The sequence below is a fragment of the Ruminococcus sp. 5_1_39BFAA genome, from assembly GCF_964240875.1.
In the GTDB taxonomy this organism is placed as follows: Bacteria; Bacillota; Clostridia; order Lachnospirales; family Lachnospiraceae; genus Blautia_A.
In genome coordinates this window covers 130,811-144,886 of record NZ_CAXSVO010000008.1, presented here as the reverse complement: position 1 = coordinate 144,886, position 14,076 = coordinate 130,811, and the positions used below count along the sequence as shown (strand labels likewise).

The following is a 14,076-nucleotide window of genomic DNA, read 5'->3' as shown; positions in this document are numbered from 1 at the left end:
GCCCTCCTGATTATTTGTGTCCACCGGTTGCAAGCCGCATAATGATTTCTTCCGTCATCTCATCTGCGGAAAGCTCATCCTGGATCTTTCCATGATACATGACGACAGACCGGTTACAGATCCTGATAATTTCCTGTGCCTCGCTTGAGAGAATGACCACACCGATATTCCGTTTTGCAAGCTCAAGAATGATATTGTAGATATCCTCCTTTGCCCCAACATCCACACCCTGGGTAGGATTGTCCAGAATCAGGAGCTTGGGATCTGCCATCAGCCATTTTGTCAGAACAACCTTCTGCTGATTTCCTCCGGAAAGGCTTCCGATCAGATCAGTTCCCTTTCCAAGCTTGATCCTCAGGTTTTTTACAAATTTCTCAAATTCCCGTTTCTGTGTGGCTTTGTCTATAATTCCATGCCGCGCCAACTGCGGAAGAACTGCAATGGACGCATTTTCCATAATATTCAAATCCTTAATGATTCCATTTTCCTTGCGGTCACGGGGAACATAGCCGATTCCCAGCTTCATTGCCTGCTGGACACTTGTAATTTTCTGTTCCGCGCCTTCCACATAGATTTTACCGGTGTATTCCCGGTAACATCCGAATACGGTCTGGAATACTTCTGTTCTTCCGTCTCCCAGAAGTCCCGTTACCCCTACGATCTCTCCTCTTCTGACCGACAGGGATATATTATCAAATTTTTTCTCAAGAGACAGATTTTCCAGGCGGAGAACTTCGTCTCCCGGCTTACATTCCCGCTGAAGAGATTCTGTCCTCACCTCATGGCCAACCATGAATTTTGCCAGCTCGTTAATGCTGGTATCACAAACATTTCCCATCGCAACCAGCTGACCGTCACGGAGCACGGTATAGCGGTCACAGAATTCCATAACCTCCCGCAGTTTATGGGAGATAAATACGATGCCTACTCCCTGCTTTTTCAGCTTTCGCATCATGTCAAATACATGCTCGATCTCTGGTTCCGTCAGAGATGTGGTGGGCTCATCCATAATGATCATTTTTGCGTTCATCATCAGCGCCCGGGCGATCTCCACAATCTGCTTGTAGGACGCATCCAGATCCCGCACCATTGTTTTCGGTTTAATATCAACTTCGATTCGCTCAAAAACTTTTCGTGTTTCTTCACACATTGCATCGATATCCAGAAGTCCGTTTTTCTTCCGGATCTCTCTGCTGATAAACATATTCTCATACACAGCAAGATCATTGATCAGGTTCAGCTCCTGATGAATAAATCCAACGCCTGCATTCAGGGAATCCAGCGGGGTTGCAAACTGCACCTGCTGTCCGTCAATGGAAATGCTTCCTTGATCTGCCTGCAGCACGCCTCCCAGGATATTCATGAGTGTGGATTTTCCTGCTCCGTTTTCACCGAGCAGCGCACAGATTTCTCCACCGGAAAGTGAAAAATCGATTCCCTGCAGAACATTATTTGCGCCAAAAGATTTTGTGATCCCTTTCATTTCCAGTTTCATAGTTTACCCTCCAGATTTCCTTCTAAACAGGGCTGCTGCAAAATCTGCAGCAGCCCTTCCACATTCCGTCACATACGAATTAGTATGGAGAAGAAGCGTCAAGGAATTCTTCGTAATTCTCTTTATCTACGATTGTTGTCGGGATAACAAGTTTCTCTTCTACAGTTTCGCCGTTCAGAAGCTGTACAGCCTCATCTACTGCCGTCTCAACCATGGCTGGAGAATAGGTTGCAGATGCAACATTGATATCTTCGTATTCCGGCATCAGATTGAAGTATTCCTGGCATCCGCCGCCACCTGTAATAACCTTGATATCGCTTCTGCCTGCCTCTTTGATTGCCTGAAGAACACCGATAGATGTTTCATCATCAAGAGAATATACAGCGTCAATCTGAGGATTGTTTACAAGGATATCAGCAAAGTCCTTCAGACCAGCTTCACGTGTAAACTCAGTTGCGTATTCAATGACTTCCCAGTTCTGCTCCAGAGTTTCCATCTGCTCATAGAAGCCTTCCATACGGAGGTCATTTACAGAACCTGCTGTAGGAACGGTAAGTGCGATAATTGTGCCGTCCGGACCGATCTTATCCAGGATATAGTTTGCACCCTGCACACCCATGTCCTTATTATCGCCTGTTACAAGATAATAGCCGTTCAGATCAAACTCAAGGTCAAAGCATACCAGCGGAATATCTGCATCCAGAATTCTCTGAAGAGAAGCTTCCATACCGTCCCACTGCGGATATGCAACGATTGCATCCACATTCTGGGTCAGAAGGTCATCAAGGTCTGCTGTCATATCTTCTGCATTACCGCTTGTTGCAATGATGTAATCTTTAATTGCTCCGCTCTCTTTCATTTCCTTACATCTTGCTTCAGCATAATAAGCAACGGCTGCTACCCATCCGTGGGTTACCTCTGGTGCCAGAACGCCGATCACGTAATCGCTGGTTTCCTCTGCAGCTACGGTTACTCCTGTACCGGAAAGGCATCCAACTGCCATCCCAAGTGCCAATACCATTGATAAAGCTTTTTTCATGTTTGTGTCTCCTTTCACATATGCTTTTTTATAACTAAAGCGTGTCCGCTTTTAGCTTCTTATAAATTGTCATTCATTTTTTCCAGGATTGAAAGTACGCCAAGTATCTGCTCCTTTTTTATGAGATCAGAGTCTTCATCCCTTTGGATGCAGGAAATAAAGTGCTCCAGCTCTTCCAGATATACTCCGGTAGGCGGAATATTGATTCCCGTTGGGATCTGCCTTTTCTCCGTAATATCCAGATTCTCCGGCTCCCTGTCCTCCCGGTAAACCGTCAAGGCTCCGGCTCTTGCCTCTAAAACTGCCTTTTCGAAACATACACGGTATCCTGCCGACCAGGGATAATTTCCTGTATACCAGGATGCCTCAGCGCAAATATTTACATTGCCTTTACCACGGCCGAATTCATAGAGGAACCGGTATTGCTGCGCCATATCCTTTCCCGATGCCTGCGCTGTGGTATAATGCTCCTTCTTTGGCATTCCCAACAGACTTACCAGAAAATCCAGATCGTGAATATGAAGATCAAAAGGCACCAGCCCGCTTTTGCTTTTATCTGTCATCCATCCGCCGCTTGTCCATTTCGGTCTGGCAGACAGCCGCCAGAAGTAGCCGTCCAATATCTCTCCATAGGTCTTCTCACCAATAACCTTTTCCAGCACCTTATATTCCGGAAAAAAGCGCAGCACCTGGGCAACATAAAGGTGATGACCTCTGTTCTGTGCCTCCTCGAACAGCTCCTCTGCTTCCCGGCAGGTCAGCGTCAACGGCTTTTCACAGATCACATGACACCACTGCAAAGCCTCTTTTACCTGTTCGTAATGCAAAAATGTAGGGGTACAGACATCGATCACATCCAGCCGTTCCTCCTTTGCCATTCTGGAAATATCGGAATAGCAGGGAAGTCCCCAGCCTGCTGCTTTTTCTGCGTTTCCGCAGACAGCAGCCACTTCGCAGCCTTCTATGTACTGATAATTGGTATAATGTACGGTGCCCATACCACCCGTACCAACAATTCCTATCCGGATCATAGCATCTCCTACATCAGCGTGCGCAGATAACGGTACGCAATCTCAATTCCCTCTCTGGTGTCCTCCATAGAACCTTCAAATGCCCGGTCCTCGCATTCCAGACATGCAGAACCACGATAGCCTGTTTCATGAAGCTTTGTGATCAGCTTCGCAAAATCCACATCGCCGTATCCGGGAAGCTTTGGTGTATGCCACAGTCCCGGATAAGTAAATCTTCCGTACTCTTCCACCTTTTCCTGGTCGATCTGCAAATCTTTGAAATGTACATGGAAAATACGGTCTGCAAAATCCACAACCGGTTTCCATACATTCATGCCAAGAAGTATCATATGGGACGGGTCAAAACACAGTCCGATATTTGGGCTCATTGCAAACATTCTGCGCCAAACCTGCGGAGTGGATGCCAGATTATTTCCTCCCGGCCATTCATCCTTTGTAAAGTACATCGGGCAGTTTTCTATAGCGATTCTTACATTTTTTTCCTCTGCATGCTTCAGGATCGGAGGCCATACCTGCTCCATCAGCTCCAGGTTTTCCTCTACAGTCTTTGTCTTGTCCTTGCCGATAAAGGTGGTTACCAGGTTCACATTCATCAGCGCTGCCGCATCAATTACTTTTTTCAGATGTTCACGGGATTTCTCTGCTGTCTCTGCATCGTCCGACATAGGATTTGGGAAATATGCAAGAGTCGCGATCTCAACTCCCTTGGAAGCCGCATAATCCAGATATTTACGGGCAGACTCTTCTGTCATACCATTTACATCAATGTGGGAAACCCCGGCATATCTGCGAGCTGCCTTTTCATTGGGCCAGCAGCATACCTCCAGGCTTTTAAAGCCTACCTCTGCCGCATAATCCACAACCTGTTCAAAGGAATACTCTGCCAGTATCGCAGTATGTAATCCAAGCTTCATCATAGCTTCGTCCTCCTTTTTTCTCAGATTTTTACCCATGCACGTTTCTGTGCAGATTCATATACCTTTTCATTCAGGATCATTTCCCGCAGACCGTTCTCAAAGTTTGCAAATTCTTTTCTTGAGGTGTCTTTTTCCCTCACTGCCTGATAGAATTTACTGAACTGCATCTTAAAGGTATCCGGGAAGCCTTCCACATGTCCGCCTGGATAACCGATCACCTTCTGTGCCTCATCGGAAAGAATGGACGGGTCTTTCGGCGCTTTCTGGTTAAATGTTTCACGGCGTCCGATCCACAGCTCCTGGGAATCCTCGCTGTCCCAGTGCAGTGCACACTTGCTGCCGCTGATAGAAATGATCTGCTGGTTTTTACGTCCTGCTGTTACCTGGCTTACATTTAAGCTTCCGATAGCACCGTTTTCAAAACGGAACAGAATGCTGCACCAGTCCTCTGTCTCAATGGGAACGTCCTCATAATCCTCCGGACGGAGTGCCATACCGGAAAAGGTAGCAACCTCCTTTTTCGGTTTTTTACGTGTTTTGTGCATAATATCAAATTCAGCCAGAAGTTCAACAGCTCTCTCTCCGATAATATCCTCCACCATATCGATCCAATGGGTTCCGATATCGGAAAAGGCTCTCGTTTTTCCGGAAAGCTTCGGGTCAAGCCTCCAGCTCCAGTCACTCTCCAAAAACAGCCAGTCCTGCAGATAGCTTCCTGTTACCGCATAGATTTTTCCCACTTCTCCGCTTCTGACCATTGCCTTCATCTGCTGAACCTGAGGATTCATGCGCAGGGAATGATTTACGGCTGTTACAATGTTATGCTCCTTTGCATATGCACACAGGCTTTCCGCCTGCTCCACGGTCATAGTAAATGGTTTTTCTACCATGACGCTCAGTCCGTGTTCCATTGCATACATCGCCATCTCATAATGGGTATTGTTCGGTGTACAGATATGTACCGCATCCAGGTTTTCCTTCTCGATCATTTCCCGGTAATCATCATAGCCATGCTCCACAAAAACTGCCTCTGCTCTCTTAGCGCCGCCGCTCTGATCTGCCACAGCCACTACATCCACATAGCCAAGGCGTCTGAGTGCTTCCACATGAGCCGCTCCGATAAAACCGATTCCCACTACTCCAACTCTTAATTTTTCCATGCCATTCATCCTTTCTCTATTCTAAATTTCAAATCCTGCTTTTTTCAGATACTCACCGGAAACTTTCACAGCCTCGTTGATCTCTTCCAGATCCTTCGGGCCTTTTTCCGTAAATTCAATCTCCACAGAAAACGGACACAGATTGTTTTTCTGTTTCAATATCTCAAAAACTGCCGGGAAATCTATATATCCTTGCCCAAGCGCCGGGAAATTCCATTCCTTCTGCGCACCTGCCTTGTCCTTAAGATGGATATATGCCACTTCATCCACGCAACCCTCCAGATCTGCTGCAACGTCCACTCCGCCGTAGAAGATCGCGTTAGCTGTGTCATAGTTGATCTTGACCCTGGGGCTGTTCACAAGCCGGACGATCTCCTTCATGATTCTGCCGTCCCCGTGCTCACCATGAACCTCCAGCATCAGCTTCATGTCAGCCTCCTCCAGATATGGCAGGAACGCCGCTATGTGCTCTGCTACCGTCTCGTTGGATGCCACAGCCTGATTGGCAAGATGGGCTTCTCCGATGGAGGAAACAATGTAATCACAGCCGAAAAAAGCAGCCAGCTTGATGTTCTCAATAAAATCTGCCATTCGTGCCGTGTCCATCAGATTACAGTGTCCGCTCATGGAAAACGGTGTAATGTCATACTTCCTCAGCATGTCCTTTACCTTTAAAAGCCGGCTGAATGACTGATCCGGAAATACATGCTCCGTCCACCCCTTAGTGGCAGTCAGTTCCATATACTGAAAGCCTGCTGCAGCCGTACCTTTGATAGCCTCCTCAATGGAATATCCGTGATAACAGTTGGAATTTACTGCTACGATTCTTTTCATGCTTCTTACGCCTCCCATTTTAACTGTCTGTCTTTCCACCAATGGTAATCCTTCCAAGCTTTGCACTTTTCTCGATGGAATGTCTCACACATTCCTGTATCAGTCCCTGTGCATCGCAGCCATATTCTGTATTGATCCGCAGCTCCGGTAGCACATCCTTTGGAAAATACGGGCGGATGCGCTCTGTGATGTACTCCAGCACCGTGTCATCCAGATGATTTCCCTGTATGACTACGATTTCCGGTGCTGTCACGCATCCCACGCTCACGATGCCCTTTACAAGCAGGTCGTAATACCGTTCCAGCAGCTCCTTGTTTTCTTTATCCTTTTCGATCTGTTCCAATACCTCCATAACAGAGGTTTCAAAATCTCCGCGCCCGTCTACAGGCTGATTTTTGCTGCTGAGATTCTCATGGAAGATCAGAAATCCAAGCTCTCCGGCAAAGTTTTCCAGTCCACGGTGCAGCCGTCCGTTGATAATGATACCGGCACTCAGCGCTCCATCCGCAAAAATATATACCATATCCGAATACTGTCCCCGGATCCTGCTTTCATAATAGCCGAGGGTCATCATACGGATGTCGTTTTCTACAAGCACATCCACACCGTATCTCTTTTGCAGTTCCTCCTGCAGATTGTATTTTTCCCATTCCGGAATTTCGGGAATATGCTTGATCATGCCGCTGCTTCTCACAACACCCGGAACGGTCACACCAATGGAAAGCACGGTACCGGATACTTTTTTCATCAGCTTTTCGATACAGGCGCACAAAAATTCCATATATCCTCTCGCGCCGCTTTCCGCATACACGTACCTTTCTTTATGGTGAATCATCCCCGTAATATCCACAAGAGAAGCAATAAAACCATCCCGGTCATACAGCAGCAGGATCATGTTGTGGGAGCGGTCAGCCTCATACATGATTGCTTTTCTCCCCACTCCCTCGCCGCTTCTTCCGGTCTCCCGGATCCATCCCTCCCGTAAAAGCAGATCCACTCTCTTTTTTACAGTTGGAAGACTCAAAGCGGTCTGTTCTGCAATCTCCGGTTTTGAAATAGGGCCTTCTCTATAAATCAGGTCACGTACAATATCTGAATTTAAATTTTTCAATAACTGTGGTTTTCCAACTAACATTGTTTGTACGTCCTTATTTATAAACTTTGTTTATTATTTATTCAAAAATACCATTTATCTATGTATTTGTCAATACATTTCATGCAATTTATCTATCAATCTTTCGGACAGATTTATAAAGCAGTTGTAATATTGACCATGAACGCGCATATACGCAGAAAATGCCAGTTATATACCTGCCTGGCAGATATATAACTGGCACTCTCCCCGGAACAAATTCAATGATTAATATTCTGCAGCAGCGAATTCATCTGCACATAAAGCTCTTCCTTTGTAGAAGCTCCTGTCACAATGGAAACAAAAGGCTTTCCAAAAGCATTCTGGCTGAGAAGTGCCAGACAGTTTCCTGCGCTGCTGGTGGTTCCTGTTTTTCCGCCAAGGATCGTAACGTCCTTGGGGGCTGTCGCTTCTCCTGTCAGATAATGGTCTGTTGCCGCCAGTGCGGTACTCATAGCCGAGCCGTCCGCTCTGGTATATTCCACCGTATAGGAGGGAAGCTGGGTGATCTCCGTAAATTCCGGATAATTCAGCGCCTCCTTCAGCATCAGATAAATATCATAGGGAGTCGTATAATGGTTTTCATCCTGTAAGCCATGAGGATTCGTAAAATGGGTTCCTGTACATCCGAGCTGTGCTGCGTAGCTGTTCATCATGTCCACAAAGGTCTGGGTACTTCCTCCCACATGCTCCGCAATGGCAGAAGCCGCATCATTACCGGAGTACACAAGAAGGCATCGTAGAAGCTGATCCATACTCAACCTGTCTCCTGCCTGAAAGCCGCATACCTGGGAGCCTTCCTCCAACGTTACGTTTTCCTGGCTGATGGTCACGGTATCGTCCATATTTCCATATTTCAGCGCAAGCATGGCGGTCATGATCTTTGTGATACTGGCAGGATATACCCGGTCAAACGCACCTTTTGCATAAAGTACGCTTTTCGTATCCAGATTTAGCAGAACTCCTTTTTGCTCTTCGCCCAGGGATGCTCCTTCCAATGGAACATCTCCTTCCACCACGCAGAGATTCTTTGCAAAAGGCTCTGCACGCAGACTATCACGCGCCTGCAGAATGCTGTCAAATTCCTGTGCAGCAGAGTAAGGCATATTCATTTCCGTAAAGAAGCCGCCGGTTCTGATGAAATAAAGTGCTCCCATGGCGCCTCCCGCCAAAACTACCAGAAGCAGAAGAAGGAGAATTGTATTTCGTATCCTTCTCCTCCGCATCCTTTTCATACGGGAGGATTTATTCCGAGCGGAAGCCGTACTGCTTCTGGATGTCATTCTATCCGTTCTGCTCTCTTTTCTGGCTGTCATAAATATTCCTCTTTCTCGTTAATCTCTTTTCTCTTCAGTTCCTTATTGTACAAACTGCTCTGCAGACCCACATTCAGCACCAGCCCCATACCGATAAAGAGGCTAACAATGGATGTCAGTCCATAGCTTACAAAGGGCAGCGGTGTTCCTGTATTCGGCGCAATGCCTGTGGCAACACAGATATTGATAAAGCTCTGGATGGCCACAATACTTCCTACGCCGCAGCACAGGATTTTCCCTGCCATATCTTTTGCCCGCAAGCTCATACGGATGCATTCCAGGCAGATAAACAGCAAAAGGAGAACAATAACCGTACAGCCGATAAAGCCATACTCCTCTCCCGCTACTGCAAAAATAAAATCTGTCTGGTTCTCCGCTACAAAGTTACCTTCATTGACGGATGAAGCTGTCTCATCGCCGCTCAATTTTTTTCCTAAGAGCTCACCGGAAGCAATGGCTGTCTTGGAGTTATTCTGCTGCTCAATATCATCGGAATACTCCTCATTTTCCGGGTAAAGAAAGGACATGATCCTGTCTCTCTGGTAGTCACGGATCAGTTTCTGATCCGGCTGCACCACAATGGAAAGAAAAATAACGAGCAGCGGTACTGCAATCAGGATCGCGCCACCGATGATCTTATAGCTCAGTCCTGCCACATAAAGAAGAATGCAGAACATAACAATAACTGTAATCGTATTTTTCATATCCGGCTGAATATAAATCAGCACAAGAGGCACTGCCAGAAGCAGCGCCGACTCTGCCAGGACCCGGAACGTATTCAGGTCATCTTCATGGTCCATAAAAAATTTCGCAAAAAACAGAATGATGATAATTTTTGAAAGCTCAGTGGGCTGGAAACGGATAAATCCCAGATCGATCCACCGCGCAGCTCCGTTACTGCTGGAGCCGAAAGCATATACGGCAAGCAACATCAGGATATTCGCTCCGTACATGATCCACTGGAAATTCAAAATCCACGAATAATCAATCAGAGAGAGAATCACCATGATCACAACTCCCATCACGACACCCATGATCTGCTTATTCCGCAGATCAGCCCTGGCGCTGGAAACCAGAATCACACCAATAGAGCTGATCGCGATCAGAAGCAGCACCATTCTGAAATTGTAAAACCGCAGCTTATACTGTTTTATCATAAATTATCTGTCCTTCTTCTGGATCACAGGAATATATGCCGTAAGTACAGGCGGTTCCTGTGAAATCTGTATTCGTACCTCGTCTTCTTTAATCGTTACGTACTTTTTTACAGTATGTACCAGGTCGTTTTTCAGCATTTTTATCATTTGCGGAGAACACTCGATCCGTTCTGAAACCAGGAGCAGCTTCATTCTGTCCCGGGCATATCCTGCAGAACGCCTTTTGTCTCGCAAAAAGGATCTCATATGGATTCCCTCCTAAAAAACACTATTTCCTGAACATCCCGCTTAAGCGTTTCAGAACGCCCTTTTTCTGGTGGATATCGGCAAAGGGTACCTCTTCTCCCATAAGCCGCTTACAAATATTCCGGTATTCCTGCTCTGCCTGGGAATTTTTTCCAGACAAGGGCTCTCCCTGATTGGTGGCTACTACGATCTGCTCGTCATCCAGAATGGTTCCGATCAGATCTACTGCCAATATTTCGATCACATCATCCACTGACATCATATCGCCCCTTGCTATCATATCAGGACGAAGCCTGTTGATGATCAGATGGATATCCCGCAGGTCATTTGCCTCCAAAAGCCCGATGATCCTGTCCGCATCGCGAATGGCGGAAACCTCCGGTGTTGTCACCACAAGAGCCTTGTCCGCTCCTGCGATGGCGTTTTTAAAGCCCTGTTCAATACCTGCCGGGCAGTCCAGCAGTACATAATCAAACTCCTCACGCAGACTCTCCGTAAGCTTGATCATCTGCTCCGGAGAAACCGCGGTTTTATCCTTTGTCTGTGCAGACGGCAAGAGGTAAAGCTCAGGATGACGCTTGTCCTTGATCAGAGCCTGGCGCATCCGACAGCTTCCATTTACCACATCTACCAGATTGTATACAATTCTGTTTTCCAGTCCCAGAACCACATCCAGGTTCCGAAGACCGATATCGGTGTCAACCACCACTACCTTTTTGCCCATCATAGCCAGTCCGGTTCCAATATTGGCAACTGTGGTTGTTTTTCCCACGCCGCCTTTCCCGGAAGTAATGACAATGACTTCACTCATTTTCTCTGAATCCTCCTAAACAAAATGTTCCAAAATCCTGGTATTCTCTTAGGTTTTTTAGTCATTGGAGATATCACTTACATCACTGGAAGCAATACCTGTGATAATGGACTCCTTATCTGCCAAATCAAAAATGTATTTAAAAATATCATTAGCTGCCAAACAAGCATTACCGGAGCTGTATCCATTTGCAATTCTTATTGCAATGGCGTATTTCGGCTCCGTGGCCGGGGCGTATCCAATGAAAAGTGCATGGTTGGGGTGATAAATATCAACCTCCGCCGTACCGGTCTTACCGGCTACCTCCACGCCCAGTCCGTAAAACTGCTCGTGGGTCTGAATCACCCGGTACATACCGTCATGGATATCATCCCAGACATTATCAGGAACATCTATGGTACTGTCAATCTGCGGCTGGTAATCCTCGATCACCTGACCCTTGGAATCCGATACCTGATCCAGCAGAGTCAGATCATATATCGTACCGGATGTGGCAAGGGTCGTGGCATATCTTGCCAGTCCCACAGTGGTATACAAATGGTTACCTTGTCCAATATAGGAAGGAACCGCATAGCTGTCCGAAACCTTTGGGGTTGCTTCAGAAAGCTCGATTCCTGATTTTCTGTCAAGTCCGATCAGCGAGGCATACTGCTGAAGCTTATTTAAGCTCTGTGCCTCTGAAAACTGGTTATCTGCTGTTTTGCCAAGCTGGAATCCCACCATATTGAAGTAGTAGTTACAGGACTGCTCAATAGCGGTACGGATTTCAATATGACCGTGTCCTTCTCTGTTCCAGCAGTTAATAGGCGGGTCCACATACTCAAATTTTCCGGTACACTCAATATATGTACTGTCATCAATAACGCCTTCAAGCATTCCTGCAATGGTGGAAAGAGGTTTCAAAGTAGATCCCGGAGCCGTAGTCTGCTGGGTAGCCTTATTAAAAAACGGGCTTGACAGATCCAGTGCAAGCTTCGCATAGTAATCCGTATCCATATTGTTTGTCAGACGGTTATTATCATAGCCCGGGTAAGATACCAGAGCCAGCACCTCGCCAGTCTGCACATCTGTAATAACTGCAGACGCTGAGCAGGGTTCCAGAGCAAGCTGGGCAGGCTCGATCTCAAGGTTTGCGATCTTATTTATCATAAAATCATAAGCCCCGATGGTACCGGAAACCAGGCTTTCGTAAACACCGTCATCTTTTGACAAAACACCCTGCTCATAGAGCACAAGACAAAGCTCCTGACCGGAAATGGTGTCCTCCTGCAGCATATACTTATAAAGCAGCTTGGAAAATCCCAGATCTGTTTTCAGATAATCTGTAATATAGGTTGTCAGCGCCTGATAAATTTCTGAGGAATCCAGATATTCACCATCCGGAGAAAACTTGGAAATATCGACCCAGTTCTGGCTGATGGCATAGGTCAGATAATCCTTCAGGCTGATGCTCTCTTCCGAAAACCACTGTTTATAAGTGGCATCAGAAGTGTCAATGGCATCCCTTGAGATGATATTCAGTGTATCTCGGAGCATGTCATTACAGATATAGGACAGGTATTCCTGAATCTGGTCACTTTCATCTTTATATGCAGGCGGGTTGTCTCCGTTAAGCCTACTGCTTATTGTATCAAAAACCTGCTGCTGCTTTTGTTGAAACTTGGCATATAAATTTTTTTCTGTATCAGAAGCTTCCTCTTCGTCAAATTTTCGGATATCAATGACGCTGTTCTCCACCAGAGCATTGTAGACATCATAAATAGGAATCTTGATCTGGGAAGCATCCTGAACCGCCTCATAATCAAAACTCTTGGTTGCCTCGATCTTGGAAAGCAGGATGCCGGCAACCCTCTGCTTCAGGATCTGGTAAATGCCGGACTGCCAGTCTGTGTCAATGGTGATCTGCACGTCGTTTCCTGCCACAGGCTCCACCTTGGTGTTCTCGTCAATCTTTAACACCTTTCCCAGATTATCTACAGAAACCGTTTCTTTTCCGTCTGTTCCCTGAAGGGTAAGCTCCATATACTGTTCAATTCCCGCTTTTCCGATAATGGCATCGTTTGTATAATTCGGATTTTTTTCGCGCAGCTCCTTCAGCTCCTCTGAGGAAGCTTTACCTGTATATCCCAGGATAGGAGCCATACTTTCATCATCAATATACTGGCGGATGGAATCCTCCACTACCTCAATTCCCTGAAGGCTGCTCTTATTCTCCGCCACAGCAGCCACGGATTCCTCGCTTACATTTGTGGCAATGGTCACTGCCATATATTTCTTAAAACTGTTGGTATTCAATTCGTAGCGGATGATCGCAATATCCAGAATCTGCTGTTTCGTAAGCTCCATGGGCAGCCCATGGGATTCCAGCTCTTCCTGGGTATAAGCGTTCTCCCCTTCCAGAACAATAGCGAACTTTGAGGAGCCGCTTAAGAAAGCCACCATATCTGCGGCAGTCGCGTTCGCCTCCTCGTCGGTAAGCTCATCAATAAGAGGATAACCATATACATCTGCTTTAAAACGGCTGAGTGTAAAGCCCTCTCCCACATCAAAAACATATTCTCCGTTTTCATCCACCTCAATATGAAAGGTATGGGAAATACTGTCGCCGTTCTTTTCCAGGATCTGCAAAACGCGGTAAGCAATACCGTTCAGCGTAAGATTTCTTTCCCTGGTGGTGCTGTAGCTGCCGTTGTCCTCAAAGGTCAGGGAATAGGACAGTACATTCGATGCGATCACCTCTCCATTGCGGTCCAGAATGTTCCCTCTGGTGCTTTTTAAGGTACGTGTCTTGGTGGTTCTGGTCTGGAATTTATTGATATAAGTCTCTCCCTGAATGATCTGCAGGTTAAATAGCTGGCGGATCAGGATGCAGGACATGAAAATAAAAACCAATGCCAGTACAGTGGTTCGTTTCAAGCTTATTTTCTTAAATAGTTTT

The 14,076-nt window shown here is 46.4% G+C and carries 12 protein-coding genes; all 12 read right to left on the bottom strand.

What is annotated here, in order from left to right:
• Positions 1-10: 10 nt before the first annotated feature.
• The 12 genes from ACESZH_RS11080 to ACESZH_RS11025 all read right to left on the bottom strand — a co-directional run bounded on the left by ACESZH_RS11080 (position 11) and on the right by ACESZH_RS11025 (position 14,054).
• Positions 11-1,495, bottom strand: a complete 1,485-nt coding sequence (locus tag ACESZH_RS11080; protein ID WP_373215025.1) for a sugar ABC transporter ATP-binding protein — start codon at positions 1,493-1,495, stop codon at positions 11-13.
• Between the two features lie 79 nt (positions 1,496-1,574).
• Complete coding sequence (locus ACESZH_RS11075; protein ID WP_373215023.1) at positions 1,575-2,534, bottom strand: substrate-binding domain-containing protein; 960 nt, start codon at positions 2,532-2,534, stop codon at positions 1,575-1,577.
• Between the two features lie 59 nt (positions 2,535-2,593).
• Positions 2,594-3,565 (bottom strand): Gfo/Idh/MocA family protein, encoded by a 972-nt coding sequence (locus ACESZH_RS11070; protein WP_373215021.1) that lies wholly within the window; start codon positions 3,563-3,565, stop codon positions 2,594-2,596.
• Between the two features lie 8 nt (positions 3,566-3,573).
• Complete coding sequence (locus tag ACESZH_RS11065) at positions 3,574-4,482, bottom strand: sugar phosphate isomerase/epimerase family protein (RefSeq protein ID WP_373215019.1); 909 nt, start codon at positions 4,480-4,482, stop codon at positions 3,574-3,576.
• Positions 4,483-4,502: 20 nt separating this feature from the next.
• On the bottom strand, positions 4,503-5,642 hold the full coding sequence (locus tag ACESZH_RS11060; protein ID WP_373215017.1) for a Gfo/Idh/MocA family protein: 1,140 nt from the start codon (positions 5,640-5,642) through the stop codon (positions 4,503-4,505).
• A gap of 21 nt (positions 5,643-5,663) precedes the next feature.
• Positions 5,664-6,476 (bottom strand): sugar phosphate isomerase/epimerase family protein, encoded by an 813-nt coding sequence (locus ACESZH_RS11055; RefSeq protein ID WP_373215014.1) that lies wholly within the window; start codon positions 6,474-6,476, stop codon positions 5,664-5,666.
• A 19-nt stretch (positions 6,477-6,495) separates the two neighbouring features.
• Entirely contained in the window at positions 6,496-7,611 is a 1,116-nt protein-coding gene (locus ACESZH_RS11050) for an ROK family transcriptional regulator (RefSeq protein ID WP_373215012.1), read from the bottom strand.
• 218 nt (positions 7,612-7,829) lie between these two features.
• Positions 7,830-8,924 carry a D-alanyl-D-alanine carboxypeptidase family protein gene (locus ACESZH_RS11045; protein WP_373215009.1) on the bottom strand — a complete coding sequence of 365 codons (1,095 nt, stop codon included), beginning with the start codon at positions 8,922-8,924 and terminating at the stop codon, positions 7,830-7,832.
• A complete protein-coding gene (locus ACESZH_RS11040; RefSeq protein ID WP_373215007.1) occupies positions 8,921-10,081 on the bottom strand; it encodes an FtsW/RodA/SpoVE family cell cycle protein in 1,161 nt (386 codons plus the stop codon). Before ACESZH_RS11040 ends, ACESZH_RS11045 begins: the two co-directional genes overlap by 4 nt.
• Positions 10,082-10,084: 3 nt before the next feature.
• Complete coding sequence (minE, locus tag ACESZH_RS11035; protein ID WP_373215004.1) at positions 10,085-10,327, bottom strand: cell division topological specificity factor MinE; 243 nt, start codon at positions 10,325-10,327, stop codon at positions 10,085-10,087.
• Positions 10,328-10,349: 22 nt separating this feature from the next.
• Positions 10,350-11,138, bottom strand: a complete 789-nt coding sequence (minD, locus tag ACESZH_RS11030; RefSeq protein WP_373215002.1) for a septum site-determining protein MinD — start codon at positions 11,136-11,138, stop codon at positions 10,350-10,352.
• 57 nt (positions 11,139-11,195) lie between these two features.
• Entirely contained in the window at positions 11,196-14,054 is a 2,859-nt protein-coding gene (locus ACESZH_RS11025; protein WP_373215000.1) for a penicillin-binding transpeptidase domain-containing protein, read from the bottom strand.
• Positions 14,055-14,076 lie beyond the last annotated feature (22 nt).

What these genes read in the sequence shown, in the direction of transcription:
- ACESZH_RS11080 (WP_373215025.1), bottom strand. Translation starts at nt 1,495, where the DNA reads ATGAAACTGGAAATGAAAGGGATCACAAAATCTTTTGGCGCAAATAAT.
- ACESZH_RS11075 (WP_373215023.1), bottom strand. Translation starts at nt 2,534, where the DNA reads ATGAAAAAAGCTTTATCAATGGTATTGGCACTTGGGATGGCAGTTGGA.
- ACESZH_RS11070 (WP_373215021.1), bottom strand. Translation starts at nt 3,565, where the DNA reads ATGATCCGGATAGGAATTGTTGGTACGGGTGGTATGGGCACCGTACAT.
- ACESZH_RS11065 (WP_373215019.1), bottom strand. Translation starts at nt 4,482, where the DNA reads ATGATGAAGCTTGGATTACATACTGCGATACTGGCAGAGTATTCCTTT.
- ACESZH_RS11060 (WP_373215017.1), bottom strand. Translation starts at nt 5,642, where the DNA reads ATGGAAAAATTAAGAGTTGGAGTAGTGGGAATCGGTTTTATCGGAGCG.
- ACESZH_RS11055 (WP_373215014.1), bottom strand. Translation starts at nt 6,476, where the DNA reads ATGAAAAGAATCGTAGCAGTAAATTCCAACTGTTATCACGGATATTCC.
- ACESZH_RS11050 (WP_373215012.1), bottom strand. Translation starts at nt 7,611, where the DNA reads ATGTTAGTTGGAAAACCACAGTTATTGAAAAATTTAAATTCAGATATT.
- ACESZH_RS11045 (WP_373215009.1), bottom strand. Translation starts at nt 8,924, where the DNA reads ATGACAGCCAGAAAAGAGAGCAGAACGGATAGAATGACATCCAGAAGC.
- ACESZH_RS11040 (WP_373215007.1), bottom strand. Translation starts at nt 10,081, where the DNA reads ATGATAAAACAGTATAAGCTGCGGTTTTACAATTTCAGAATGGTGCTG.
- minE (WP_373215004.1), bottom strand. Translation starts at nt 10,327, where the DNA reads ATGAGATCCTTTTTGCGAGACAAAAGGCGTTCTGCAGGATATGCCCGG.
- minD (WP_373215002.1), bottom strand. Translation starts at nt 11,138, where the DNA reads ATGAGTGAAGTCATTGTCATTACTTCCGGGAAAGGCGGCGTGGGAAAA.